This window comes from Undibacterium pigrum, from assembly GCF_003201815.1.
Taxonomy (GTDB): Bacteria; Pseudomonadota; Gammaproteobacteria; order Burkholderiales; family Burkholderiaceae_D; genus Undibacterium; species Undibacterium pigrum.
On record NZ_QJKB01000007.1, the window covers coordinates 76,272 to 100,293 of the forward strand.

Consider the following 24,022-nt stretch of genomic DNA (forward strand, 5'->3'; position numbering starts at 1 on the left):
GGTGACTGGCATAAAGTGTCTCAGCTTGTTTTCCGCTTTTGTATTTGATGGCAAAGCTTGATAGCGCAGCGCAAATCGTAATAACATCGCTTCCTACTTCAGGCTTGAATCAAGCCTTTAATTTTATTTGAAATCTACTTATGTTCAATTGGCTACGTTCATCAAAATCTTCAGCAACTCCTGAAAACGACATTACAGAAAACCTCACTGCTGAGGATGAGGCCGAGCAATTGTGGCAAACCGTTTATGATGCGCGGGCAGCGGCATACACTGCGCAGTTTGGCCCTTTGCCTAATGATATTTTGAAGATGATGAATCTCAGTGGCGTCTGGCCGGGTGGTGGTTTGTATCAACTGGCAGCACCGCAATTGTCTGCGACAAGCTGGCTTACCTCCAGTTTTGGGCTTAGCAATCCTGACATGCCAGCGACGATAGTATCAGAAGAAATCGTCACTGAACATGATGAGTTGGGGCGTCCTGTCCGCACTTCCATGCAGCTCAGGGGCAAGGAAAATGTCGCCACTTATCCTGGCCGCCCTGGCTATGGCTATGAATTTATGGTCTTGACGCATGAGCAGGCAGAATGGCCGCTGTGGTTGCTGCAGTGGGCAGTCAATAGCGAAATCCAGCAAGATGTGGATTTTCTGGGGCGTGTCGATAAATACCAGGGCATGACAGTCGAAGATATTTATGTTGGTGGCGAGCAGATGGTCAACATCCTCATCACCAGGGCGCGCGCGCCGCTGCCTGCAAGCATCAAGCTGCCTAACGGTGAGATGAGCCTGCTGCTGGCGACCACGATTACTGACGATGAAATGATCTGGTCCAAGACCAATGGTCGTAATGCCCTCATGGATATCCTGCAAAAAGCTGGTGTAGGGCAGTACAGCCTGCCAGACCGGCCATCGGTGATTCATCCCCAGGGCGTGGATTATGCCAGCATCAAGAGCCGCGAGCAGGCCGAAGCACTTGCTGAGCAAGGTTTGCTGCGCAGAGGCTTTTTATTCCCGCTGCAATTTGGCGGACAAGATGTGGACTTTAATATTGCCTACATGCCGCGCCAGGGTTATATGCGCAAGCTGTTTGCCGACAAACAAGTCAATGAACTGGTACAACAGGGCCAGATCCAGAACTACGAAGCGCATCCTGAATACCTGGGTGACAGCTTTATTCCCAAGCGCATACGCATACAGGCCTCAGGTGATGCGAGCCTGAAATTTGATATAGACATGTACTAAGACCTTGTCATGTTGAAAATGGTGAGAGTGGTATATTGCCTCCGGCGCATCAGCTTTCTGGCACTGTTCGCAGGCAGTAGCATGGCCCAGGCATCTGGCGGCACAGGTGAATATGAACTCGATTGGCCCGTTCGTGGTGAGCTGCTTGCCTATCGTTCCAGCGGCTGTGCAGATGATTGCTGGGTGGCTGAGGTGCGTAGCAAACGCAGCCGCCAGGTCAGGGCGCGTTTGCGTTGCGATGACGGCAAACTGTATTTCTCCCATCCAGCAAAAAGCAGAGAACTGCAATTGCCTGAAGACTGCACCAGTATCAATACCAGCAATGACAAACCTGCCAGTATCAGCAATAAACTGACGCAACTTCTACAGTCAAAAAAGGAAAAAAACTGATATGCATTTTAAAAACGCCGTACTGACGGTGCTGGTGGCACTCTCTGTCAGCGCTGTCAATGCTATCACTAATGCCAGCCTGGCCGCCAATGAGATCGCTGTCTCTGGTCGCTATGAATACCGGACCGATGCGCAAAGCCTGGAAATGCTGGGTGACATGCCCTGCTTTTATCCAGGCCCGGAGTCGGCCAAACTCTTGCCACGTACTGCTGGTGTTAAACGCCTGGCCTGGTTTTGTTTCAAGAATAAAGAGGAATCCAAAAAGCTGCTGAATATCCCTGAACAGATCAAGGGAAAAAATTGTGGCATCTCAGGCCAGGCAGTATTAAAAGTTGCTAATTATGTCAGTTATAATGGCGAGGGTGATGGTGTTGATACAGCAGTCCTGGTGGCCGTGACAGAAAAATCTGCCCCCAGAAAACTGGCTTGTAAATAACTTTGCTTAGCCGCTGGTCACGCTTTGTTGGGCTTTGTCGGGCGCATCATCACAAAATCCTTAAGCAGTAACATCAACCTGCCTATGATGAAGGAGCGTGATCCGTGAGTGCCGACAGAATCGACAAGCTATTGCAAGACATACGCCTGCTCAATGAAGACCATTACGCCCTGGTGCAGGCCTTGCGTGAACAGATACTCAAGCTGGACAAGGGCGTGACAGAAGAAGTCAAATATGGCGGCTTGCTGTTTTCCGTCAACAAGCCTTTCTGCGGCGTGTTTTCTTATGCCAAACATGTGACACTGGAATTTGGCCTCGGAGCCTCCCTGCCAGATAAATACAAGATGCTGGAAGGCGAAGGCAAATACCGTCGCCACATCAAGCTGACTTCGCAGCAAGACATAGAAGACAAGCATGTGCATGCCTATCTGCTGCTGGCAATGAAGGCGGCACAGCAGGCATGAACAAGCAAATCGCTCTCATTTTCTTAAAGATTGCCCTCACAGCACCAGTCGCTTATGGGCTGGCTTATCCTTACTTCCACCCCGAAGCCTCTGGCGGCGTTTTCAAGGAACTGGAAATGCTGGGCACCCTGGGCAGCATCGTGCTGGTGCTGGTATTTTTGGACCTGGTGTTTTTATACTGCCGTGATTTGCAATCATCACTCGCTCTGGTCAGGCCCGAAGCCCGCAAGGCAGAGCCACGCAGCGTCTGGCTGATGTTCTTGCTGCCCTATAATTTCGTTGAAGATTTTTTCATCATCGCCAACGTCGCCAGGTCTTTGCAGCAAGAGGCCAGGTCCAATGTGGCATTGCAGGGCTTTCGCAGTTTTGGCATGCTGACAGGCATGGGCTGGTGTGGTTTGCAAATCGTTTCTTTGCTGCCAAATGAGGCAGGCGCTGCTGCTGGCTTTTTGGCGCTGCCTTGCTGGATTCTGCACTGGAGGCTGATACGCCGGGCCAATGCGGCTTTGCTTGCTGGTGTCAAGTAAGCCTGGTTCTAAGACCAAGACCAAGCATCTCACCACAGAGGCACAGAGGGGGGCGCAGAGGCAGGTCTGGAGTGCACGCAGTTAAAGGCATCACCTTGATAGTGCGTGCCAAGTGTACCAATTTATATCTGTGTACAAGGCCAAGCATAAGGATAGTGGCGCGCACAGCTCGCCATCATTTGATAGCAGGCTCTCTGCTGAGTACGTTATGAATATCACACTGTCTTTCTAAGTCTTCCTCTATGCACCTCTGTGCCTCGGTGTCTCAGTGGTGAGCTTTTGGGTCTTGATTTCACCGCTTCACACAGGGCTCCGCAAAGGCGGTAGCCGCGCCTGCCAGTCTTTGCGCAATAAACCATACAAGGCAGAATCCGACACCTGGCCTTCGATGATCCAGCGTTCGCGCAAATAGCCTTCGCGTATGAAGCTCAGTCTTTCCAGTATTTTGGCTGATCCTTCATTGTCCGGGTGGATGTCAGCTTCGACGCGATTCAGGTTCAATTGATCGAAGCCATAATCCAGCAAGGCTGTCAGTGCTTCTTGCATATAGCCCTGGCCCCAGTAGGCGGCGTCCATGTCGTAGCCAATTTCAGCACGGCGACAGCCTTCATCGAAATGGAACAGGATGCAACTGCCAAGAAAGACATTGTCGTCCTTGCGTATCATACCCAGGCGCACCAGATCACCCTTTTGCAGGGCAGCCTGATCACGTTCTACCATACCCGTGGCCTGGGCAATGTCGGTCCATGGCCCTGTGGTCATGTAGCGCATCACTTCAGGGTTGGAACGCATGCGCAGGATGGCGGGTGCATCATCCATGCACAGCGGGCGCATGTGTATGCGTGGCGTGTCGAGGGTGAGCTGGTCGAAAGATGGCATGATGAAGGTCCCGGCTGCTGATGGAAGTCAGATTATAAGCAGATTATTAGCAACTGCGCTTACGTAGTTGCACATCGCCGCGCATCAAACTCTGTGTACAATGAGATTTCACAACAGGGGAAAAATGTCCATGAAAACCTATCACGGCAGTTGCCATTGCCAGGCCATACGTTTTACTGCCGATATTGATCTGGCGGACGGCAGCATGCGCTGTAACTGCAGCTTTTGCCGCAAGATACGTTGCTGGGCGACGGTGGTCAAACCAGAAAATTTTCGCTTGCTGGCGGGTGAGGCAGAACTGAGTGAATACCAGTTTGGCGCAAAGAATGAACGCCATTTTTTTTGCAAGCACTGTGGCGTGCGGCCTTTTGGCATTGCCCATTCACCACGGCGCGGGCGCTTCTATGGCGTCAGCGTGAGCTGTCTCGATGATGCGACAATTGCAGAGCTGATGGCCGCGCCCGTGACATATGTCGATGGCCTCAATGATAACTGGGATACGCCACCGGCCGAGACTGCTTATTTGTGATTTGCCAGTAGCCTGGCTTTCGCCAGCGCCGCCAGGTCTGCGATTTGTTCATCATACGGCAGATGCTGCTTCAGGTAAGCCATCAGCCTCCCCATGTCCCTGGGTGTGCAGGCGCTGGTGGCTTGCATACCGGCTTCCAGCAAGGCCAGCATGGCAGCGTGGTCCAGAGGCAGTTGCAGTGGCACGCTGAAGTTAAACTCCAGCGGTAGTGGCAGCTCTTCAAACTGTATGTTACCCGTCACTTCCAGCGGTATTTGCAGGTTTTTCTCCATCCCAAATGTCAGCCTGGTAACATCTACCGCTTGATGCCTGCCTTGCAGGTACACTGATCCATCGATATAGCCATATGCCGGGTTCACAGGAAACGAAAAACTGCGCCCAGCCAGTCGACGTGGGTCTGCTTCCAGGCCAGCGATATGATCCAGCCGTATGGTGCTGACTGCCTGGCCTTGTTCCAGTCCATGCAGCTTGATGTGGATGGCGGGCAGGTCGTCCGGCCCGCGATGGCTGAAATACAGCGCAAGGAAGGGTCGCAAATCATCTGCAGCAAGTTGAGACGCAAGTTGCTCAGGCAAGGACATCTTTATCTACACCATCACCGCTGCCGTCATCTCAGAAGCCAGTAACCAGCCCAGCGTGGTGTACAGCGCGCGGCCCTCGTCCGTGGCAACCAGCACGCCCTGTTCAGCCTGTTTGCTAACTGCATGGTTGGACAGGCTTTGCATGATGGCATTGGCCAGGCCGCGGCGTCTGTGTGCGGGTTCTGTGACGATCTGGTCAAACACCGCATGTGTGCCGTGGATGGCCATGCGGCCTGTGGCAGCATGCTTGCCTTCCTGGTTACACACACGTGCTGTCACGGCATGGCCATCGACAGTCAGGGCGATGCTATACGTCTCTGGCATGTTGACTGTGGTATGGCTGAGTATTTTGCTCATCAGGTACTCAGGCGGCTTGATGTGCCAGCGTTCTGGCAACAGACCCACGATACTGCTGTGCGGCGCGCATATTTTTAACCAGGTGTCAGGTGTGTCTATCTCTCGCGCCAGTTTTTGTATGGTGCCAGGGATATTGCCAGGCAGGATATAGCGTTCCAGGTGGCCGGGCAAATCTACCTGTATGCGATAGGCAGAATCGGCCAGCGGGATGGGGGCATCAGTGCAGCGCGAAATGGTCCAGCCATGCGCCCATGCACCGAGCAACTGGTTTTTTTCCTGTATGCTGAATTGGCTCATCAAAGTCCTTGGGTGGAAGGCCTGGGCTGATTAGGTAGCAGGAGCGCCAGATATAGAGCTGGCCTGAAGCATTAATGCAATTTTTTGCTGATCCTGGCGTCAATCATGCTAGTGCCAAAATAACAATTTTACACGCAAAGTAAGGTGTATTGCTGATTCGCAAAAAATTGTTACAAACAGATTCGACATCAACTTAATTTGATTTGGCAAACGCATCCACCCGTATGCTGTAGGAGCGGCTTTAGCCGCGAAGATGTGGCCGTGTCCGACATTCACGGTCGTGTCAGACATTCGCGGCTGAAGCCGCTCCTACGAAAGTTCGCGTAACGTCTCGCTCGACAAGGCTGCTTCTTGCTGCATGGTGTAGGAGCGGCTTTAGCCGCGAACAGCATGCCGTATCGGTTATTGCTGCTTGTGTCAGGTTTTCGCGGCTGAAGCCGCTCCTACCGGGATTTGCTCAGCGTCTCCACCCGCAATAAAACCGCATCTTGCTCATCATTGAGCGCATCCATTTCCACCCAGTGGGCGCTGATGGCCTTGCCTTCGCGCAGTACAAAGCGCAGGCGAAAGTCGGGGTTGTCGTCATAAAAAAACTCAGTGGCAGACAGGGCGCTGATGGGCATGGCGGGCGAATCGGCAGAAAACGCCGCATACAATTTGCCTTTTTCCAGCGTGATCTTGCCAGTCTCACCGCCGTTCTGATACAGGCCCACATAAGCGGCCAGTTTTGCTGTATCAAATGCGATGGCTTTTGGCGCTTGATACGCCTGACCAGTGGCGATCAGGGCCAGGCGCTTGACCATGCCTTGCAAGCCGGTGCGGGCCACGCCTTCACCATTATGCAAGACAGCGACAAATACCCGCTTTGCTGGCAGGTACACCGTTTCGCTATGAAAGCCGGGGATATCGCCATTGCTTTGTATATATGCAGCCTTGTTCAAGGTATGCGGGCGCAAACCATAGCCATAATGCACTTGCTTGCCGTCAGTGAGTTTATAGGGCGTGTTCATCAAGGCCAGGCTGGCCGGGCTTAGCACTTTGCCGTCTTGCAAGGCCAGGGTCCATCTGGCGATATCACTGGCGTTTGAATAATAGCTGCCACCACCATAGCCCAAGTGATGACTCAGATAAGGTGCAGTGGCAGGGCCAGCCGCATAAGGCGTGACCAGACCAGGCACGACGGCATTGCCGATGGAGAATACCGTGTGCTTCAAACCCAGGGGCTGGATGAATTGTTCATCCACATAGGCTTCATAGGGTTGACCCGCGACCTTGCTGATGACCATGGCCAGCAGCGTATAGTTGATTGTGGCATAGTGAAACTGGCTGCCAGGTGCAGCCAGCAAGGGCAGCTCTCTGGCGATGGCAAATAATTCTGCCGGTGCCAGGTCTTCACGCAAGCGCGGCTGCATGATGGGCAGACCATACAGATTGGGGATGCCTGAAGTATGGCTGGCCAGATGGCTCAGGGTCATCGCAGCCCAGGCCGGTGGCGTATCGGGCAAATACTGGCTCACGGGTGCCTGCACATCCAGCTTGCCCTGTTCTGCCAGTTTCAACAAGGCCGCGCCGGTGAATTGCTTGCTGACCGAGGCGACATGAAAAACGGCATCGGTCTGCATGGCCACATTCAATTCCAGGCTGGCCTTGCCATAGGCTTTTTTAAACACAGGCTGGCCATCACGCAAGACCAGCACAGCTGCACCAGGCAAACCAGGCTTAAAGGTGGTTTGCAGATAGCTGTCCATGGTTTTTCTCATGGCAGTGTTGCTGCTGATTGCATTGGCAGCAGCAGTAAAAGTCGCAGCAGCGGCAGGCATGCAGACATTGCCCAGCAAGGCTACACAAAAAATCGCGCTTAATCGTGGTCTCATGAGTTTTTCTGGCTTTATGAAAATCGGATCAATAAGTGGACTAAACCAGCAGAGCAGCAAAGAGCATGCCATACAGATATGCACTATGTAAATCATGCAAAGCATGCTGCAAACACCTGCGCGCGCAATAGTATTACACGCGCATGCCAGTCCAGATCACCATTTCTGTTGCACCCGATACCGCAGCTTGCAAGGACTTGCTGCACATGCTTGATTTTTCCAAATGCGTGGCAGACTGGTCATGATGCATTTGCTCTTCTGCGACAATGGCAGTGATCACTTCTACGGCTTCGGCATCCTGATTTGCCAGAGTGCTGATTTGTGATTGCAAGTGGCGTAAGACCACACGTTCTACAGCTACCGTCGTGGCGGCAATGGCGCGGCGGCCAAACAGCGCAGTGACCGCGCCCAACACAAACCCGCCAGCGGCACATAAAAAAACACTATGGCATGGCCGGCAAGAGCGGCGTTGCAAGGCTGCCGCAAACAGGGCTCGATGCTTTTCTTCATGTGCCTTGAACTCACGCAGTTCGGTCAGCATGGCAGGTGCAGTCAGCCTGGCGACGAGGATTTGCCCGGCATAGATATGCACAGCCCCATGCTCGCCAGCATGATTGACTTGCAAGATACGGTTCGCGTGTGAGTTGCCAGTTGCAATCATATTTTCCCTTGTCTACATCAAAAAAAACGCGACAGACTGAGTAATTTAGTACATTCCAGCTCCTATGCGCATGCTAGCCTTTTCCAGCTTCAATGGTAAAGTAATAGCTAGCTTGTGCTTAAAAAAATCACATTACCGAAATTCAATATGAACTATGGCAGAAAAACTTGAAATCTACTTTTTTATTCCCCCAAGAGTAGCACCAAATGTTGGGCTGCTCTGGAATCTTGCCGATAAATATGATCTTGAGCATGTAGTCAGTGGAGAGTGCTATAGCCATACGCTGAGCGAAGACAGCCAGGATATTGAGTACGAAAGCAGATGCGACGGCATCTTCGTCAATACATTCGCTGAGCTGATGACTCTGGATGCAGACCGACAATTCAGCATGCGCCAGCATTGGCGACATCGCGGCAGCGGCATATGTTTCAGCAGTGCATTCGTAGCAGTCGATGTTGGTGGTTTTGTTTTTCATCTCACGACTGAACCGGACGATATCCATTCTGCCTTAAAAAAATTCATTGGAGACAGATACAGGAAAATAGCGTTCTGGCAGGATTTATCGCAAGGCCTTGAAGCCACTTTCTACAGCAGCGCCAAGCCTGAGAACGCTGATTTCCGCGAGATATATGCGCATTATCTGCGCTCATCATCGACACCATGGCCCATCGTTGATGAAGGCTGGTTGAGGCGCAAGTAAAGCGCTGAGCCTGGGTCATACATGATGGTGATAAACTGCACAGCGACATTTACCGCGCCATCCACCCCAGCCCCTTGCCATTGACGTTATGGATATACAGCCTGTTCGCCGTTTCTGTCACGCCCGTGACGGTGGGTGAGTCGCCGCTGGGGTCTTGCAGGTCAGCGATGACTTTGCCGTCCTCCTGAAAGGCGATGACATGGCCGTAGCTGGGCGGCATTTTCCATAGCATGCGCGGGATGCGCAGGGCCATGCTGCGCAGGTAGGGCCGTTCTGCCGTGAAGTCGAGAAAATTGCGCTGGCCAGCCAGGCCCAGCCAGATTTTTCCATCCTGGCCGCGGGTGAGGTTGTCTGGATAGCCGGGCAGGTTATCGAAGACGATGCTGGCTAGTGGTGTGAGCTGCGGTATGGACCTGTTGAGTTCAAGCTGCCTGGCAGCGACAGCTATTTTCCACACTCTGTATTTACCACTCTCACTGATGAACAGCGCCGTCTCATCGCTGCTGAGGACAATGCCATTGGAAAAACTTAATCCCTCCGCCACCACGCGCACTTCCTTGCTGGCAGGCTGGTATTCCAGTACCCGGCCTGTGGACGATTGTTCAAAAATATCCAGCATGGCTGCTTCTGTCGTGCTACCCCATAGTCTGGGGCTAAAACGCGTGGATGAATCGCTGAGATAGATATTGCCGTTTTTTGCTACCACCACCGCATCGGGGAAATGAAGCGGCCCACCTTCAGCCATGCCCAGCAAGACTGACACGCTGCCGTCCGCAGTCACAGACAGCAAGCCCTTGTAGGCATCTGCCACGATCAGCTTGCCATCGGCATCAAAAGCCATGCCCAGTGGCCTGCCGCCGGTATTGCAAAATACTTCCTGCCCGCTGCCATCGTGCTGCATGCGCAAGATATTGCCGCTCTCTACACCGGTGTAGAGCTTGCCATCAGGGCCCATGACCACATGCTCAGGCCCGACCTCACCATGCAAATCGATCTGGTGCAAACCCTGCAGTCTGGTATTGGCCGCATGCACACCGGTATAACCAGGCGCAGCAGGTGCCTGCCAGGCGTTTGGCGCTATGGGTACGGGTTTGAGAGTCAGATAGGCAGTAAAAGCGACGATGAGGGGGATTACCATGGCAAGACGTTTCATGCGGTTTTATATGACGAACAGGATGGTGATGGCAGGCTGCGCGCATCATATAACACATTGCGAAAATGAGTAGCAGTAGAGGTATCAGGCTCTTTGAAAAAACTATAATTTTTCTTGAGAAGACTGCGCAAATCCTTATCAAGCCATGCAAAATTTGTTGCTGGATGAGAAGCCTGGCCGCTACTACACTTTTTCAACCGAGTACTTAACATTATGTCCTGCAGAGCGCATTGCACGTACTACTGGCGGCAATCTACTCAGTGCCGCCTCTGTATCTCTGTATCTCTGTATCTCTGTATCTCTGTATCTCTGTATCTCTGTATCTCTGTATCTCTGTGCCTCTGTGGTGAGATTTTTGGTCTTTGTCTTTTGCAGGGTGCGTCGCCAGCACCCAACGGCCCGGCTATACTCTAGGCAATCACCAGCGCCATCGAGAAACCGTCATACCCCTTGCTGCCCACGGTTTGCAAGGCAGTGGCAGACAGGCGCGGGTTGTTGGCCATCAAATCCATAAAACTGCGCACGCCCTGTACATTGGCATCGGTGCTGGCGGGGTCAACTACCGCGCCATTGCGCACCACATTGTCACCAATGATGAGTGTGCCGGGGCGTGAGAGTTTTAATGACCATTCCAGGTAATGTGGATTATTTGGTTTGTCAGCATCGATAAAAATCAGATCAAATGGATGTATGCTTTCGGCCTGCAGTTGTGGCAAAGTATCCAGCGCCTTGCCAACGCGGATATCCACCATGTGCGACAAGCCTGCACGGTCTATATTTTTTTGCGCAATCGCTGCATTGTGTGGGTTAAATTCCAGCGACACCACACGCCCGCCTTCAGGCAGGGCACGTGCCAGCCATATCGTGCTGTAGCCACCCAGGGTGCCAAATTCCAGTACGGTTTTAGCGCCTTGCAAGCTTGCCAGCAAATGCAAAAACTTGCCCTGGTTGGGGGCCACGTTATGCTGCGGTAAATCCCCCGCATCACTGTTCTGCAATGTGGCCGTCAATACAGGGTCGGCAGGGATCAGGCGTTCACAAAAATAGTTATCGACAGCGATCCAGGTGGTTTCTTGCATGTGACATCCTTATTTGATTGAGAAATGCTTAGTCCTTATAGGACGCTGCGCGAAAGACAGCGCGTCTGCCATGGTGTATTTAAACAGCTATATCTATTCTAATACCTGCTAAGGATGGCAGCTAATTAGTGTGATGCACTTTGCTTCTCATCGCAGACTCTCCACTGAAAAAATTCAATCATAATCATAAACCCAAAGTCGCTCTTTGAAATCATAGTGCCATGCCTCAAACGGTACAAAGGTGGCTGCATACATCAGGTAAGGACCATCTTTGCCGTTCAGATACGCCAGCATGTGTGGACGCCTGCCATCGCTCGCCAGGGCCGGAATTTCATCCAGACTGACAGGGAGTTTTCCATATTGTTGTTGATGTTTTTCAAGTGCTGCAACAATAGTATCCGCATAGTCGCGCGCCTGATGATGACGCCATGTATGCACACCTGCCACGATGGCAGACGACAACAAGATGACAGCTGTGAGGAATGCATACTTGTTGCGCACTTTTGCAGAGCGCAAGTTGAACAGGCATCTGGTGACGGCATACACAAGGCTGGGCGCAGCAAGGAGGTAAATCACGAAGCCTGCATGTTCAGCACCACACATAAAAGTGATGACTGCCCATATCACTATCAGGTAAGGATGGCGGCTGGGCAGGCTTAATAAGAGCATAGATTGCTTTCTGATTTATTCCATCAATCTGCACAGATATCATGCAGCAGGGGTTTGGCGATGCGCAGATAATCATCGGTATTCAAGATGATGGATGTATCCAGCCGCCCGGCATTGAAAGCGATTTCTGCATAACGCGCCACCAGCGACGGGTCCAGCACCAGTTGTATCTCATCCGAAAACACAAAAGGCGGTATCGCACCAATCACGCAACCGGTTTTTGCCATTGCTGCTTCAGGGGCTGCAAAGCTGGTTTTTTTGACTTGTACAGCCGCCGCCAGTTTTTTGAAGTCAATTTTCTGGTCGCCAGGCAAAATCGCCAGTATCAATTTGGCTGCTTCATCCTTGCTCTGGCACAGCATGGCCTTGGCACCCTGGCCAACCTCGGTGCCACGTATGGCCGCCACTTTTTCTGACTGGCCCTCGGCGGGATGCTCCACTACGCGGAAACGGGCACCATTGGTTTGCAGCAGGGTTTTCAATTGTTCGAACATGGTGTCATCCTTGGCGAATAGCGCCGTCAAATTTCAAATCCTGACCGATGCATGCCGCAAGACTTCCAGCACCCTGGCCGGGTCGCAGCCATAGATGCCCGCGCCCCAGGCGGCGTTCTGTTCTACGCAAGCCCATGCACCCGTGGACAGCATGCCAGCATCGACCACGCAGGCCTCGGGCAAATCTACGCGCTCGTCAGCCAGCAAGCTGCTCATGAATGCGATGAGTGCCTGGTCTTCATCGGCGCTGCTGGCGAAATCAGTATCGCGTTGCACATCGCCAAAGCGTGAATAGATGGAGTAGGTAATGAGTTTGCGCTGCAAGATAAAGCAGCGAAATTCTTTTTCCCATGTCACCACGTCCGACACCAGTACCGCCATGTCGTCATCATATTCAGCTGGCAGCGTTGCGCCAGTATAGACATCCGCCGGAAAGCTCTTGTCATTCGGAGGCTTGATAAAAGCAGGCTGGGTAAGCTGGCGCGCCTGCCCCAGGGTTTGCAGGCTGATCGTGCGCAGCTTGTATTCCATGGGCAGACGTACCAGCCAGTCTTCAGGTGGACTGAGCAGGCGTAAGCCCAACTGCTCTGCCAGCGTTGGGCCAAACAGGGCTTCCCCATACAATACTGGTTCATCCAGATCTTGCATGTGATCTGGCACACGCCAGTTTGTCAGACGCTGCACTTGCCAGCCCAGCGCACCTGCAGCTTTCCACAAGGCTTGCGAGTCATCGGTGTAGCGTGGTGTGAATATCAGCGTAGGCATGTTATAAAATATTCCAGTTCGATGCGAAGACTATATATGGGAAGCAGCAATAATGGCAATGGGGATCTCATGCATTTCATACTGCACAGCCACACCAGGCCGTACGCAAGTCTCGGCCACATCTGCCTCATACCAGACAGATAGCACGACCGACAGACAAAAACCCGTCACGATAAACAGACCCGCCCGCCACACGCCTCGCCCTGTACTGACGCCAGGCCAGGTCACACAAATCACTGCCCCCAATAACAAGACCAGCCATTGACAGGCAGCAGAAATAAAACCCAGATCAAGGGAGGCGATTGTCGCCCCAACAGCGGGGCTTTGCGCGCAGCTAGCCTGATGCAAATAATCGATGGCGCGTGTCAGGAAGTAGAGCATCAGGATAAAGAAAATTGATAGTCTTATCCAGGACCTGGTTTTTGGGGACATGAATTTCTTATTATTGAATACGGCAGAATGAATTTTTCAGTCAGCCATGCGACGAAACGTAAAGGTGGCGCTTGCAAAGCCCTCTTGTAAGTGCCGCCATGTTATACGATGTGATTATAATCGTCATGTATTTCCAGCGTAGCACGTCAGAAGTAAACGCAGATGCGACGATTAGCGCATATTCGTATACATTCGGTTTGTAAAAAGAAACACTGTCGATATTTTTTGAGCTGCGTTGAGAAATCCAAAATTTTTAAATTCAAAGAAGGTAAAAAATGGGTCATGAAACCATACTTGTGATTGACGACAATTTCCTGGAGCAACTTGGTAAGTTTCAGCGCACTGAATATGCCGATCCTCTTTCAAAGCATATACTTTCGGTTGAAATATTGGACAAAGCAAAAGCGTATTACGAGAAAGGATCCAAAACAGAAGATAGCTTTTTGAGTTGGGTAAAAAGAATGTACGCCGTTGACATTCTTGTAGATGGCAGTGAACCTGATTTAACTGGAGCACAAAAAAATGGCTGGATAGTGCTCGATGCGAATGGCGAAATTTCTTCGGTGATAGAACGCATGATACCAGAAGGTTTTTTCGACTGGTTTGAAGGCACGCTCAGTTATTGGAAATTGAAGCCTGACGCAGAAGGGATAAACGTCAATTTTGCAGAAGAATTCTCAGTTGCCACTGAATATGCTGGGTCGGCAAAAAAATCAGCGATTGATCTGGCCAGTATGTGGGAAATCATAGAAAGATGCGCTGCCGAAAGATGGGATCATGCCATGGCAGCTTGTGGCTCACAGACATGGGAAGCTTTTGATGTTGTCTGGGATAAGTACAAATCAGAAAAATATAGTCATGAGCTTCAGCGGTTAGCAAGAACAGAGTGGGCAGAGCAGCCAGCCGTGAAAGCCATCTTAGCCATGCCTGAACCTGACGAGTCGCTATGGAAAGAGCTTTCTCAGCAAGAGTTTAATATGAGAAATCATCTTTGGCAGCGTCCAGTTAATTACGGTATCGACAAACTACACCTGCCAAGAAACACGTACATAAACAGCTATAGTCTTCGTTCTCTGTTGAGCTATTCCATAATCATCAAAGACGGCATATTACTGATAGAACCAGATGAGAGAGCATTATTTGACAGCCTTGCGGATGACACGTTGTTGACGATAGCTTATGTTCATTCTTGAGTGATTTTTCTTCGGGAAATATTGATATATGTCATCAATACAATTTGGCTGATCATGGGTTGCGACTCAAAATAAAGGTAAAACCATTTATGGGCCACCAAACTATTCTTGTCATTGGCGATAATTTCAGACATCAGCTCGGTAAATTTCAACGGGTAGATTATGCTGACCCTCTCTCAGAGCACATGACGTTAGCTGACATCATGGACGAAGCGATAGAAGAGTTTGAGACTTCAGATTGGCCAAGCAAAGGTAACTTACTGGAGTGGGTAGTAAGAATCCATGGTGTTGCAATTCTTAACCAAGATCAGGAGCCTGATTTCAGAGATACGCACAAAGAAGGATGGGTGCGACTAGATGATAAGGGTAATATTTGCGAAATTGTGAGCCGGACTATCCCGGAAGGTTTTTTCGATTACATAGAATGTTCGATTAATTCCTGGAAACTGAAATCAGGAGCGAAAGCTTATGTATTTGACCGCTACGACGACTTTCCTGCCAGCGATGGATTTGCAGGCTCTGCGCAGAAAGCGGCGATTGACTTTGAAGGTATGCGTGATTTGGTTCAACATCATGCGGCATGTCGCTGGGATAGCGCCGCAGAAGTGCGTGGATCAATGGTCTGGAAGCCTTTTTCATATTTTTGGGAAAAGTACCCGAATCAAAACTGCAGCGGCGATCCTTACAGTGACGTGATAAAAGAATGGCAGGAACAAACAGGCGTCGAAGCAATTCTTTGCCAGGCGCGTAAAGGGGCTTTTTATCCAGATGAAAGAATGCCAGAATTTGAGCGAGAAATCTGGAATTTTTTTTGGAATGATCATGCTCACCATTCGATTGACTTACTTCTTTTGTCAAAAATAGAATATATAAGACGTTTCGATATTCACAAATTTTTGAAATATAACTTAATAATTAAAAACAGTGTGTTAATAGAAGAGAGGAATCAAAAGGAATTATTCGACAGCCTGCCAAATGAAAGTTTGCTGACTTTGGTTTATGTTTATTCTTGAATTGAGGCGTAGTCGACATAACTTAAATTTTATGGCGCCTCCATGCATTGAGAATGCTGTTCTCATGTAAAAAATTTTTATTTCCATTGCAACGCCAACCCGTAGTTTGAAAACAGTCAAATTAGTTAAAGTTTAGCGCACTATAGATTAGCAATTCGCTTAGCAGTGTTTTAGAGACGGACACAAAAAATGATCAGCAAAGACCTCCTTTATGCCTTGCAGACCCGTAGCAAGAATATGATACGGCTTTTGGGCGACTTTGCGGACGATATTAAAAGTCATTCACCAGAAGAGGGCTGGACGGTCGTCGCTGAAACCATTAGCCTGGTAAGGGAACTTCCGCCGACCCAGGCCAAGTACAACCAATTCATCAAGGCCATCAATCGCGCATGGTTGAGCTTTGGCGAGCAGTCGCCAGCGGCAGCGAATCGCTTATACGATGCCATTGTCAGTACGCTGGAGAGCACAAGCTGGACCAATGCGCAGGAAGCACAAGCCGCTTATCAGCTTCTCTATGCTTTTCACGATAACCCATTTTATTTTCCTGGTAAAAACAACTGTTTGCACCTTGCCTTAAGGCAGTATTCGCCCACACTTCTTGAGGTGATTAAAAGAATTTCTGCACACGCGACGCAAAAGCTGTTCGCGATTCCCATCAAGCCATATACTGGCATCGGTACAGATGCGATTGAGTTACTGCTGGAGATTTATTTTTATCATGGCGGCCTCGATCAGGTGGATGATCTCAAGGCTGAGGCTGCTGGCCAGGTATTTTCTCTCGTGCAAGCTGCGCCACAATTTGGTAACGTCATTACGCTAGCCTTGATTGAACGCTCTCCACAGCGTTCAAGCATGCTGAGCCAGCTCATCGACTTTTATATCACCGCAGTTGCCCATGATGATTTGGGTGGAATGTTCTATGACATTATGCTGGATTTAATCGACAATAGCGGTGGCAGTTTTATCTACGACGATCTGGACAAGATTACTGCAGAGATTAAAGTCTATTCAAAAAATTGGACCGCCAGCCAGCTGGATACATTTACCCACTATGCCTTTTTCTATGGCTTGAAAACCGATGAAGACAGGCGTTTGCTGATGAGCAAATCGAAGAAAGCAATGCGCCTTGCGAGCATGATAGTCGATAGCGGGCATTCCGGAACGCACATCGATGCCTTGATATCACTATGTCAGACTACAGGATCACCATCCCCCGACCCAGCACCACCCGGGCAGGGTGCGCAGCAATTTAAAGACATCAACTTCAAGCTGCTAGTCATAGAAGAGCTGATGTACAAGCAGGCAAAGCTCCTGCCACGCTTTGATGTGCATGAGTTTGTCCGGCAGTATACAGAGCGCGAAATCATGATAGAGAAAGAAGGCTACGATGTCATCCCCGAAGTGCTGGCGTATTTCGAGAAGCTGCTGATTCCTGCTTCACTTTTGGAGCAAGTGGAACAGCTGGCATTTGACGGCAGCAATGAGATTTATCGCCAGATTTTTCCTTACTGGGATGGTGAATGCGATATCTTCGACGTAGCGTCCGCAGACGATGTCAGCCTCGTCCCTAACTTGAAAAGCATGTCGTCCATGCCGTCCCGGTTCCTTGAACAGTATGGGGTAGAGCTGGAAAAAAAATCCATACGAGTGAGTTAGGCAATGGATGCCGGATCAAGTCCGGCATGACGGGTTTGAGGGTAATGGTAAAAATAGAGCAAAGCGCAATCAGCGCCGTAAGGTAGGGCGCATTGCAATGCGCCGCATGTATGCAAAAAAACAGAATGGCTTATTCTTCCATATGCGCAGCTGGTCAAACACCAGTATGATTTCCAGTATGCGGCGATTTCATACGGTGCATTGCAATGCACCCTACGCTTATCCTTTTGCAGACATTGCTGTGACGCGGGTGCAATCTCGTTGCGCGTCAGACAAAAATCGGTGCTTACGGAGCACCGTTAGGCAAGACATGAAATCAAGGATATTGCCTGTCAGGCTTTCGGCGGTTCCCACAACTCCACCCTATTACCCTCCGGGTCCATGACCCAGCCAAATTTGCCATATTCTGAATCATCGACTTTGGCATCGACATCACAACCTTCTTCGCGCAGGGCGGCGAGCAGGGCGAGCAGGTCGTCGACGCGGTAATTGATCATGAAGGGCTGGGTGCTGGGCGCAAAATAGGTCGAGTCGCCAGGGAATAATGACCAGGCGGTTTTTGCCTCATTGTTGCTGCCATTGGCCTCGAATACTGCGCCACCCCATTCGCTCAGGTCAAAACCAAGATGATCTCGATACCAAGCACCCAGGGCTTTGGGATCTTTTGCTTTAAAAAACACGCCGCCTATGCCAACAACACGTTTCATATTGCCTCCTTGAAGATGTCTGACGAAAATTTGATGGTCGCGATCGATCACCTGGCACAGATACTACATGAGCAAATCGGGCCATGCAAATGACCTTGGCTTCAGCTTGAATCGTTGCTCAAACATGGGCATCTGCATTATCAATAAATCGAAGTATCCTGGCGCACTTGTCGTCGTAGGGGCCAAAGTCCCGCTCCAGAAAAAACGCGATGTAGGCACGCAATGCGGATCTCTGTGAGGTATTCAGTCTTGCCACCACAGCCGGTCCCTGGAAGCTGGAAAGCCTGGATAAAATGCCTGCCGCATTGGTATCGGACACTTCAGGTTCTTCGATGTCAGCAATCAGATAGGCGGGCAGGTAATAGGCAAAGGCTTCGTCAGTAAATACGGTGAGCGCAAAACCCAGGCGACGCAATGTCGCCGCACTATGTCCCTGCCATGGCTTGTTGGTGAAATAGCTGGCAACGCCTTCGTCATCATCAGTTGGTCCTGAGATGTTACCTGGCAGCGGCGGTGCCGCGCCTGCCCAGGCAGAGCGGATCATGGTAATGATATCTGTGTGTTGGGTCATATTAGCATCTGCAAAAAAACAATTTAGCATGGACGTGGACAAAGCTTCACGCTGCTTTCAACTGCAGCCCCATATCTTCCACCATCAAGGTCTCGACAATAATCTCGCGCAATCTTTGCACTGCCAGCTCAGGCTCGGCCTCCATGCGATGCAGGCTCAGGCCCAGCGTGGGTAGGGCGGGCAGGGCGGGGTTGGCTATGATGCGCAGGTGATTGGGCAGGCCAACGGCGGTGCGGACGGTCACGCCCAGGCCTGCGGCGACGGCGGCCCAGATGCCGCTGAGGCTGGGGCTGGTGAAGGATAAACGCCAGGGTATGTTGGCGCGGTCCAGCGCGCTGGTGGCGCAACTGCGCATGAGGCAGGGCGATTCGAAGGCGACCAGGGGCAAGGGTTCATCGCTGGAATAGCTGGCTTGCAGTTGCGGGTCTGCTGGGCCTATCCAGTGCATGGCAAAATTGCGCAGGTGTTCGCTGTGCGGGGTGCTGATGCTGGCATCCCAGGTCAGCGCCAGATCCAGTTGGCCTGCGGTGATAAGGTCTAGCAGGGCAGCATTACGGGCGATTTTGGCTTCTATCCTGACCCTGGGATGGGCGCGGGCGAAGCGGCCCAGTACGTCGGTAAGTATGCGTTCGCCAAAGTCTTCAGGTATGCCCAGCCTGATCCAGCCTTCCAGGTCAACTCCGCGCACGGCAGCGGCGGCTTCGTCATTGAGTTCCAGCAGGCGGCGGCCATAGGCCAGCAGGGTTTCGCCCGCAGCCGTGGGCAGCATGCCGCGGCCTGACTTGCGCAGGATGGGGCTGCCGACCTGGTCTTCCAGCTTTTTGAGCTGGGCGCTGACGGCAGAGGTAGAGCGGCCCAGCCTGTCTGCCGCCTTGGCAAAGCTGCCAAGCTCTATGCCAGTCACAAAGGTGCGCATGACATCGAGGTCAAAGGTGATCTTGCTCACTGGCTCACTCCTTTTGTTTATTTTATGTCCATCCCGTTTTTTGGAATGATTGGTTTGAAATTATCTGATTTTATGGATGAAGATAGTGGCGTATCTTGTGCATGTCAACCTCTTTTTTGGAGTTACAGCATGCAAATCACCCCCAGCACCATCGCCCGTGAACTGATGGGCGACATCGCCCCCAGGTTTGCCGAGCTGACCGATCAGGTCTTGTTCGATGACATCTGGCAAAGGCCAGGCCTGCCAGCGCGTGAACGCAGCCTGATCACGGTTGCCAGCCTGATCGCCCTGAACCGCAGTGAGCAATTGCCCTTCCACTTGCAGCGTGCGCTGGACAACGGCATCACCCATGCAGAGCTGGTGGAAGTGATTACACATCTGGCGTTTTATGCGGGCTGGCCCACGGCTGCGTCGGCCATCAGCGCGCTGCGCCAGTTACCTGGATACCCAACCACTGCAAAATCAAAGGAGTAAATCATGCCCATGAGCCGCGTATCCCTGTTGAAGGGTAAATCATCTGCATACCTGCAAGCCTTGTCTGATGCCTTGCACCAGGCCCTGGTCGATGCCTATGAAGTGCCACTCAAAGACCGCTTCCAGATCATCCAGCAACACGAGGCCCATGAGCTGGTGTTTGACCGCGATTATCTCAGTCACCAGGGCCAGCCAAGGTCGGATGATTTTGTGCTGATACAGATCACCGCTGGCCGCCAGCGCAGTGCCGCCACCAAGCAGGCGTTCTACCAGCGCCTGGTTGAACTGCTGGCACAGTCGCCGGGGCTGAGGGCAGAGGATGTGATGGTCATCATCACTACCACAGCGGCAGAGGACTGGTCATTTAGTGGCGGGCTTATATATGACGGGGTGGCGCGGTATGAGTGAGGCTGTGCAATTAAGGAGGTTGGGCCGGGTTCGTAGGTTGGGCTACGCTTCATCAGCCCAACACTCGGCGCTTGAATAAGGCATATGTTTATTAAAGGTCCAGTGTTGGGCTGATAACCCGTAGCCCAACCTACAATGCATAGACTGCCGAGGCCAAGCCCAAGCTACGAAGTTTTACCTTTCCCCTGTGATGGTAACGGAAGAAAAAATATTAATTAAAGGATGCTAAACATGCTCGCCATGCAATACAACTTCACCCTCCCTGCCGACTATGACATGGACATCGTGCGCCAGCGCATCGCCAGCAAGGGGCATATGCTGGACAACTTCCCTGGCCTGGCTTTCAAAGCTTATCTGCACACCAGCAAAGACAGCATAGCCACGGCATCGAGCCAGAATGTCTACGCCCCTTTTTATCTGTGGCATGACAATGAGGGCATGAACAATTTTCTCTGCGGCGATGGCTTCAGGGCCGTCTCGCATGCCTTTGGCTGGCCTGCGGTCAAGCAATGGTCGGTATGGCATAGCCATGTCGGTGAGCAGGTGCGCAGCGCCACATTCGCCACTCGCCAGATCAGCAGTATCGCGCCTTACACCGCACTGTGCAGCTTGCGTGAAGAAGAAACGGGCGCCGCAAAAAGACTCAGCCAGCAAGACGGCGTGCTGGCAACACTGGTGGCTTTTGATCCCAATGAATGGACACTGGTGCGCTTTACTTTATGGCGCGATGCGGCAGTGGCTAAAACTGCCGCACTGGCCGCGGGTTTTCCTGCGCATGTGCAGGTGTATGAAGTGGGGCATGTGTCCGCGCCGGATATGTATGTATCTTATTCTACGATAAGTAACTGATCCATCCTGTCCCAAAACGTGAACTCCAGCCCTTGCCTGAGCGCCGTGAACTGCGCGTCGCTGATGTTGAGGCAGATTTCAAAGCTGCTGATCTCTTTGCGCTGGTATAAGGGGGCGGCGAGTATGACGGTGAGCAGGTTTCTGCTGAGGCTCACGCTGGCGACGATGTTTTCACCGGCCTGGCACTGATCCTGGTATTCGATATATACGCCGGTGTCGTCTTCATCGCCGTGGATTTCATGGCGCTGGAATAGCAGGTATTCTTCACCATTGGTGACGCCCGTGGTGACGGTCTCATATTCGGTGTCCATGGCTGCTTCGCTGGCAGAGAACTGGATGATCAAGGTATGTTCCTGGTGGTAGTTTTTCTTGGGGATGATACAGCGATGAATGCGTTCAAATTTTCAGCCACTTTGACGGCAAACGAACTTTGCATCAATGTTCATACTGGCAGCGATGTGCGGTTCATCCACGATAAAAACAGGTATTAAGAAAAATTTGTAAGGAGTACGCGAGTTGTGTACTATACATCCTTACGGGGGATGCGTGCATCTTATGCCCAAGCCTGACGTTTTTATTCTCTCTCTTTTCCGGATTGCATTTGCATAGTATTTTGCAGTGCATTCGTTGCGCATTCGTCGCGAACTCTCCGCACATTAATTCGCATACTTAGCACGTCGGTACATTGCTGCTCTTCCGTATTTCAAAACAGTAGTTTCAAAACTGCACTTTCAATAATTAATTCCACACACAGCTCATCTGGCTGTGTTTCATCACGCATTTTTTAAGGACTTCATTGAATATGATGATACCGACGTACACGCACGGCCATGCAAATCCAGGGCTGGCCTCCGACTATATCAAGCGCTGCCAGGTAGCAAGCACAGTGGGAGGCCAGGTATGAATTTCTATCCTTTCCACCTGGGCGATTATGCCTCGCACACCCGTCATCTTGGCTTGCTGGAAGACCTGGCTTACCGCCGTATGCTGGACTTGTATTACACCACTGAAACTGCCTTGCCAGCCGACGCAGAAAAAGTGGCGCGCCTGATAGGCATGCGCGCACATCTGCAAGAAGTGAGCGATGTCTTGTCTGATTTCTTTGTGATCACAGATGCAGGTCATACCCATAGCCGTTGTGAAGAGGAACTGGCTTTGTACCGGGCCAAGGCTGATCGTGCCAAGTCGGCCAACAAGGCGCGCTGGGGTGGTGCCAGGGTAAATGGGATAAGAGATGCAGATGAGGAGTTTGTGAAATCAGAAACAAGATCAGAAGCGAACTTATATCCAGCCTCACATGCAAACACATCTGCAAAAACACAAACAACATCACAAGCGGTTCAGATCGCAACCAATAACCATGAACCAGCAAGCAAGAACCATAAACCAGTAAACAATCAACCAGTAAAAAAAATAGAACCAAAATCAAAATCAAAAACAAAAGCTGCGGCGACGCCGCAGCTGTGCGATGAACTTTTTGAATACGCATGGGAAGATTATCCCAAGACTGCTGCATGCAATAAAGATGCCGCTTACCAGGCCTGGACTGCCCGTCTTGCAGAAGGCGCCAACGCCAATATCATGTTTGGTGGTGCCGCTTGTTATGGTTCTTTTGTTCAAGATAAACAGGTCGAGCTTGATGCCGTGATGAATATCAGTGTGTTCTTTGGCCCTGAAAAACATTATCTGCAAGACTGGGAAAAGCGTCCGTTATGGAAGCCTGAAGAGACTTATTTTGATGAGGAAGAATATTGATTTGCATGCAGACTTTGAAGATAACTCAGGCGGCATAGTGAAGCAGCAGGGGGGGGAATTATATTTTATGCGGCAGACATGATCAGTTCCCCAATCCAGTAAAATAAACTATAAAATACTGTAGACAATTACCGTGATTATCCTGCACGCACGTCCAGCATATGGAATTTATTCCGGAGCAAATAATGATCCCCGTCACCTTATATGAAATCCCTTATTTCACTTGCGACGTGGCACCGGTAGAGCAGGTGCTGAGTGCTAGCGATCTTGCGCAGTCAGCCGCGAAGCTAAAAAATGGCAAGCATCTGGTGCGTTGTCTTACCAGGCGTGAAGCATTTGTCAGTACCCAGGCGCTTGTCATACCAGGCAAGGCTTGTGTGTTCGATGCAATGAGTATCAACTGGGAAAACCGGGCCTGGAATTTTGTTGATAGCGAAGTCAGAAAATATGCGGCGCGGATCAACAGCAAGGGGCAGTGCCCGGTAGTGGATTATCGTGAAAAATTCTACCCCGGCCAGCATTGGACAGAAATTTATCCTGGAACGACGCTGGAAGCTGCGATGGAAATCAAGAACCTGGCCGAACTTAGCGGCATCGCCCTCTTGCGCAAGGCCGGCCTGCCATGGGACAGGTATAGTCGTAACCCGGATGATCCAGCCAAGTTGCACGTAGAGGCTGTACATGAGGTAGAGGCAGAGCGTTGCCTGGATGAGTGGGACCGTCTCTGGCCTGTTAGTCTGAATCTTGATAAACCTGTGCAGTGCTACCGAGCTTCGATGATTCGAGGTTTTGATTATGTTGAATGGATGGAATTTGCCAGATACAAGGATGGCAGCATTCGTTTCAAGGGAACGAATTACGTCATTGCCTGACTTACAGCTTTGTAGCCAGGAGTGGCTTTGGCCGCGAACATTCGTTAGTGCTG

The 24,022-nt window shown here is 51.1% G+C and carries 30 protein-coding genes; 15 read left to right on the forward strand and 15 right to left on the reverse strand.

Translation table 11 applies throughout. From position 1 onward, the window contains the following. The first annotated feature begins 140 nt into the window (after positions 1–140). The 5 genes from DFR42_RS19225 to DFR42_RS19245 all read left to right on the forward strand — a co-directional run bounded on the left by DFR42_RS19225 (position 141) and on the right by DFR42_RS19245 (position 3,055). Positions 141–1,238 (forward strand): suppressor of fused domain protein, encoded by a 1,098-nt coding sequence (locus DFR42_RS19225; protein WP_110256657.1) that lies wholly within the window; start codon positions 141–143, stop codon positions 1,236–1,238. Between the two features lie 9 nt (positions 1,239–1,247). Next, positions 1,248–1,628 (forward strand): hypothetical protein, encoded by a 381-nt coding sequence (locus DFR42_RS19230; protein ID WP_110256658.1) that lies wholly within the window; start codon positions 1,248–1,250, stop codon positions 1,626–1,628. 1 nt (position 1,629) lies between these two features. Continuing rightward, positions 1,630–2,064, forward strand: a complete 435-nt coding sequence (locus DFR42_RS19235) for a hypothetical protein (protein WP_110256659.1) — start codon at positions 1,630–1,632, stop codon at positions 2,062–2,064. Between the two features lie 104 nt (positions 2,065–2,168). Next, positions 2,169–2,528 (forward strand): DUF1801 domain-containing protein, encoded by a 360-nt coding sequence (locus DFR42_RS19240; RefSeq protein ID WP_110256660.1) that lies wholly within the window; start codon positions 2,169–2,171, stop codon positions 2,526–2,528. After that, positions 2,525–3,055: a hypothetical protein gene (locus DFR42_RS19245; RefSeq protein ID WP_110256661.1), complete on the forward strand. Its 531-nt coding sequence runs from the start codon at positions 2,525–2,527 to the stop codon at positions 3,053–3,055. The genes DFR42_RS19240 and DFR42_RS19245 overlap by 4 nt, the downstream gene beginning before the upstream one ends. 300 nt (positions 3,056–3,355) lie before the next feature. Here DFR42_RS19245 and DFR42_RS19250 read toward each other — a convergent pair whose 3' ends face one another. Continuing rightward, positions 3,356–3,934, reverse strand: coding sequence for a GNAT family N-acetyltransferase (locus DFR42_RS19250; RefSeq protein ID WP_110256662.1), 579 nt, complete (start codon positions 3,932–3,934; stop codon positions 3,356–3,358). 130 nt (positions 3,935–4,064) lie between these two features. Here DFR42_RS19250 and DFR42_RS19255 point away from each other — a divergent pair, with 130 nt between their 5' ends. Continuing rightward, entirely contained in the window at positions 4,065–4,463 is a 399-nt protein-coding gene (locus DFR42_RS19255; RefSeq protein WP_110256663.1) for a GFA family protein, read from the forward strand. Here the strand turns inward: DFR42_RS19255 and DFR42_RS19260 are convergent. The 4 genes from DFR42_RS19260 to DFR42_RS19275 all read right to left on the reverse strand — a co-directional run bounded on the left by DFR42_RS19260 (position 4,454) and on the right by DFR42_RS19275 (position 8,233). After that, the gene (locus tag DFR42_RS19260; protein ID WP_110256664.1) at positions 4,454–5,044 is read right to left on the reverse strand and encodes a hypothetical protein; all 591 of its coding nucleotides are present in this window, start codon (positions 5,042–5,044) and stop codon (positions 4,454–4,456) included. The genes DFR42_RS19255 and DFR42_RS19260 overlap by 10 nt on opposite strands. Before the next feature lie 6 nt (positions 5,045–5,050). Then, positions 5,051–5,698, reverse strand: coding sequence for a GNAT family N-acetyltransferase (locus DFR42_RS19265; RefSeq protein WP_110256665.1), 648 nt, complete (start codon positions 5,696–5,698; stop codon positions 5,051–5,053). 443 nt (positions 5,699–6,141) lie between these two features. After that, complete coding sequence (locus tag DFR42_RS19270) at positions 6,142–7,572, reverse strand: serine hydrolase (RefSeq protein ID WP_170133585.1); 1,431 nt, start codon at positions 7,570–7,572, stop codon at positions 6,142–6,144. Between the two features lie 133 nt (positions 7,573–7,705). After that, a complete protein-coding gene (locus DFR42_RS19275) occupies positions 7,706–8,233 on the reverse strand; it encodes a demethoxyubiquinone hydroxylase family protein (protein WP_110256667.1) in 528 nt (175 codons plus the stop codon). A gap of 154 nt (positions 8,234–8,387) precedes the next feature. Here DFR42_RS19275 and DFR42_RS19280 point away from each other — a divergent pair, with 154 nt between their 5' ends. Then, positions 8,388–8,933: a hypothetical protein gene (locus tag DFR42_RS19280; RefSeq protein WP_110256668.1), complete on the forward strand. Its 546-nt coding sequence runs from the start codon at positions 8,388–8,390 to the stop codon at positions 8,931–8,933. A gap of 49 nt (positions 8,934–8,982) precedes the next feature. Here the strand turns inward: DFR42_RS19280 and DFR42_RS19285 are convergent, their stop codons facing one another. The 6 genes from DFR42_RS19285 to DFR42_RS19315 form a co-directional block, all read right to left on the reverse strand. Continuing rightward, positions 8,983–10,086: an SMP-30/gluconolactonase/LRE family protein gene (locus DFR42_RS19285; protein WP_245937019.1), complete on the reverse strand. Its 1,104-nt coding sequence runs from the start codon at positions 10,084–10,086 to the stop codon at positions 8,983–8,985. A gap of 410 nt (positions 10,087–10,496) precedes the next feature. Then, on the reverse strand, positions 10,497–11,165 hold the full coding sequence (locus tag DFR42_RS19295) for an O-methyltransferase (protein WP_110256670.1): 669 nt from the start codon (positions 11,163–11,165) through the stop codon (positions 10,497–10,499). Positions 11,166–11,339: 174 nt separating this feature from the next. Then, a complete protein-coding gene (locus tag DFR42_RS19300) occupies positions 11,340–11,834 on the reverse strand; it encodes a hypothetical protein (RefSeq protein ID WP_110256671.1) in 495 nt (164 codons plus the stop codon). Positions 11,835–11,857: 23 nt separating this feature from the next. Then, a complete protein-coding gene (locus tag DFR42_RS19305; protein ID WP_110256672.1) occupies positions 11,858–12,328 on the reverse strand; it encodes a YbaK/prolyl-tRNA synthetase associated domain-containing protein in 471 nt (156 codons plus the stop codon). Between the two features lie 33 nt (positions 12,329–12,361). Next, complete coding sequence (locus tag DFR42_RS19310) at positions 12,362–13,093, reverse strand: ATP-grasp domain-containing protein (RefSeq protein ID WP_110256673.1); 732 nt, start codon at positions 13,091–13,093, stop codon at positions 12,362–12,364. 30 nt (positions 13,094–13,123) lie between these two features. Next, the gene (locus DFR42_RS19315; RefSeq protein WP_146218901.1) at positions 13,124–13,525 is read right to left on the reverse strand and encodes a hypothetical protein; all 402 of its coding nucleotides are present in this window, start codon (positions 13,523–13,525) and stop codon (positions 13,124–13,126) included. A gap of 275 nt (positions 13,526–13,800) precedes the next feature. Here DFR42_RS19315 and DFR42_RS19320 point away from each other — a divergent pair, with 275 nt between their 5' ends. The 3 genes from DFR42_RS19320 (at position 13,801) to DFR42_RS19330 (ending at position 17,387) form a co-directional block, all read left to right on the forward strand. Continuing rightward, entirely contained in the window at positions 13,801–14,718 is a 918-nt protein-coding gene (locus tag DFR42_RS19320; RefSeq protein WP_110256675.1) for a hypothetical protein, read from the forward strand. After that, a complete protein-coding gene (locus DFR42_RS19325) occupies positions 14,715–15,731 on the forward strand; it encodes a hypothetical protein (protein ID WP_146218902.1) in 1,017 nt (338 codons plus the stop codon). Before DFR42_RS19320 ends, DFR42_RS19325 begins: the two co-directional genes overlap by 4 nt. Positions 15,732–15,920: 189 nt before the next feature. After that, positions 15,921–17,387 carry a DUF6892 domain-containing protein gene (locus DFR42_RS19330; protein ID WP_110256677.1) on the forward strand — a complete coding sequence of 489 codons (1,467 nt, stop codon included), beginning with the start codon at positions 15,921–15,923 and terminating at the stop codon, positions 17,385–17,387. Between the two features lie 332 nt (positions 17,388–17,719). Here the strand turns inward: DFR42_RS19330 and DFR42_RS19335 are convergent, their stop codons facing one another. The 3 genes from DFR42_RS19335 to DFR42_RS19345 form a co-directional block, all read right to left on the reverse strand. Continuing rightward, complete coding sequence (locus tag DFR42_RS19335; RefSeq protein WP_110256678.1) at positions 17,720–18,094, reverse strand: VOC family protein; 375 nt, start codon at positions 18,092–18,094, stop codon at positions 17,720–17,722. A 118-nt stretch (positions 18,095–18,212) separates the two neighbouring features. After that, positions 18,213–18,665, reverse strand: a complete 453-nt coding sequence (locus DFR42_RS19340; protein ID WP_110256679.1) for a DUF6714 family protein — start codon at positions 18,663–18,665, stop codon at positions 18,213–18,215. A 46-nt stretch (positions 18,666–18,711) separates the two neighbouring features. After that, positions 18,712–19,611 carry a LysR substrate-binding domain-containing protein gene (locus DFR42_RS19345; RefSeq protein WP_110256680.1) on the reverse strand — a complete coding sequence of 300 codons (900 nt, stop codon included), beginning with the start codon at positions 19,609–19,611 and terminating at the stop codon, positions 18,712–18,714. 129 nt (positions 19,612–19,740) lie between these two features. Here DFR42_RS19345 and DFR42_RS19350 point away from each other — a divergent pair, with 129 nt between their 5' ends. The 3 genes from DFR42_RS19350 (at position 19,741) to DFR42_RS19360 (ending at position 21,342) form a co-directional block, all read left to right on the forward strand. Beyond that, complete coding sequence (locus DFR42_RS19350) at positions 19,741–20,085, forward strand: carboxymuconolactone decarboxylase family protein (RefSeq protein WP_110256681.1); 345 nt, start codon at positions 19,741–19,743, stop codon at positions 20,083–20,085. Between the two features lie 3 nt (positions 20,086–20,088). Next, positions 20,089–20,493, forward strand: a complete 405-nt coding sequence (locus tag DFR42_RS19355; RefSeq protein ID WP_110256682.1) for a tautomerase family protein — start codon at positions 20,089–20,091, stop codon at positions 20,491–20,493. A 231-nt stretch (positions 20,494–20,724) separates the two neighbouring features. Beyond that, the gene (locus DFR42_RS19360) at positions 20,725–21,342 is read left to right on the forward strand and encodes a DUF4865 family protein (protein WP_110256683.1); all 618 of its coding nucleotides are present in this window, start codon (positions 20,725–20,727) and stop codon (positions 21,340–21,342) included. On the opposite strand, the gene DFR42_RS19365 is transcribed toward DFR42_RS19360, so the two are convergent. Beyond that, positions 21,321–21,686: a hypothetical protein gene (locus DFR42_RS19365; protein ID WP_110256684.1), complete on the reverse strand. Its 366-nt coding sequence runs from the start codon at positions 21,684–21,686 to the stop codon at positions 21,321–21,323. The genes DFR42_RS19360 and DFR42_RS19365 overlap by 22 nt on opposite strands. Positions 21,687–22,242: 556 nt before the next feature. Between DFR42_RS19365 and DFR42_RS19370 the strand changes: the two genes are divergently transcribed. Then, complete coding sequence (locus DFR42_RS19370) at positions 22,243–23,097, forward strand: YdaU family protein (protein WP_110256685.1); 855 nt, start codon at positions 22,243–22,245, stop codon at positions 23,095–23,097. 185 nt (positions 23,098–23,282) lie between these two features. Continuing rightward, positions 23,283–23,969: a hypothetical protein gene (locus tag DFR42_RS19375; RefSeq protein WP_110256686.1), complete on the forward strand. Its 687-nt coding sequence runs from the start codon at positions 23,283–23,285 to the stop codon at positions 23,967–23,969. Positions 23,970–24,022: the final 53 nt, after the last annotated feature.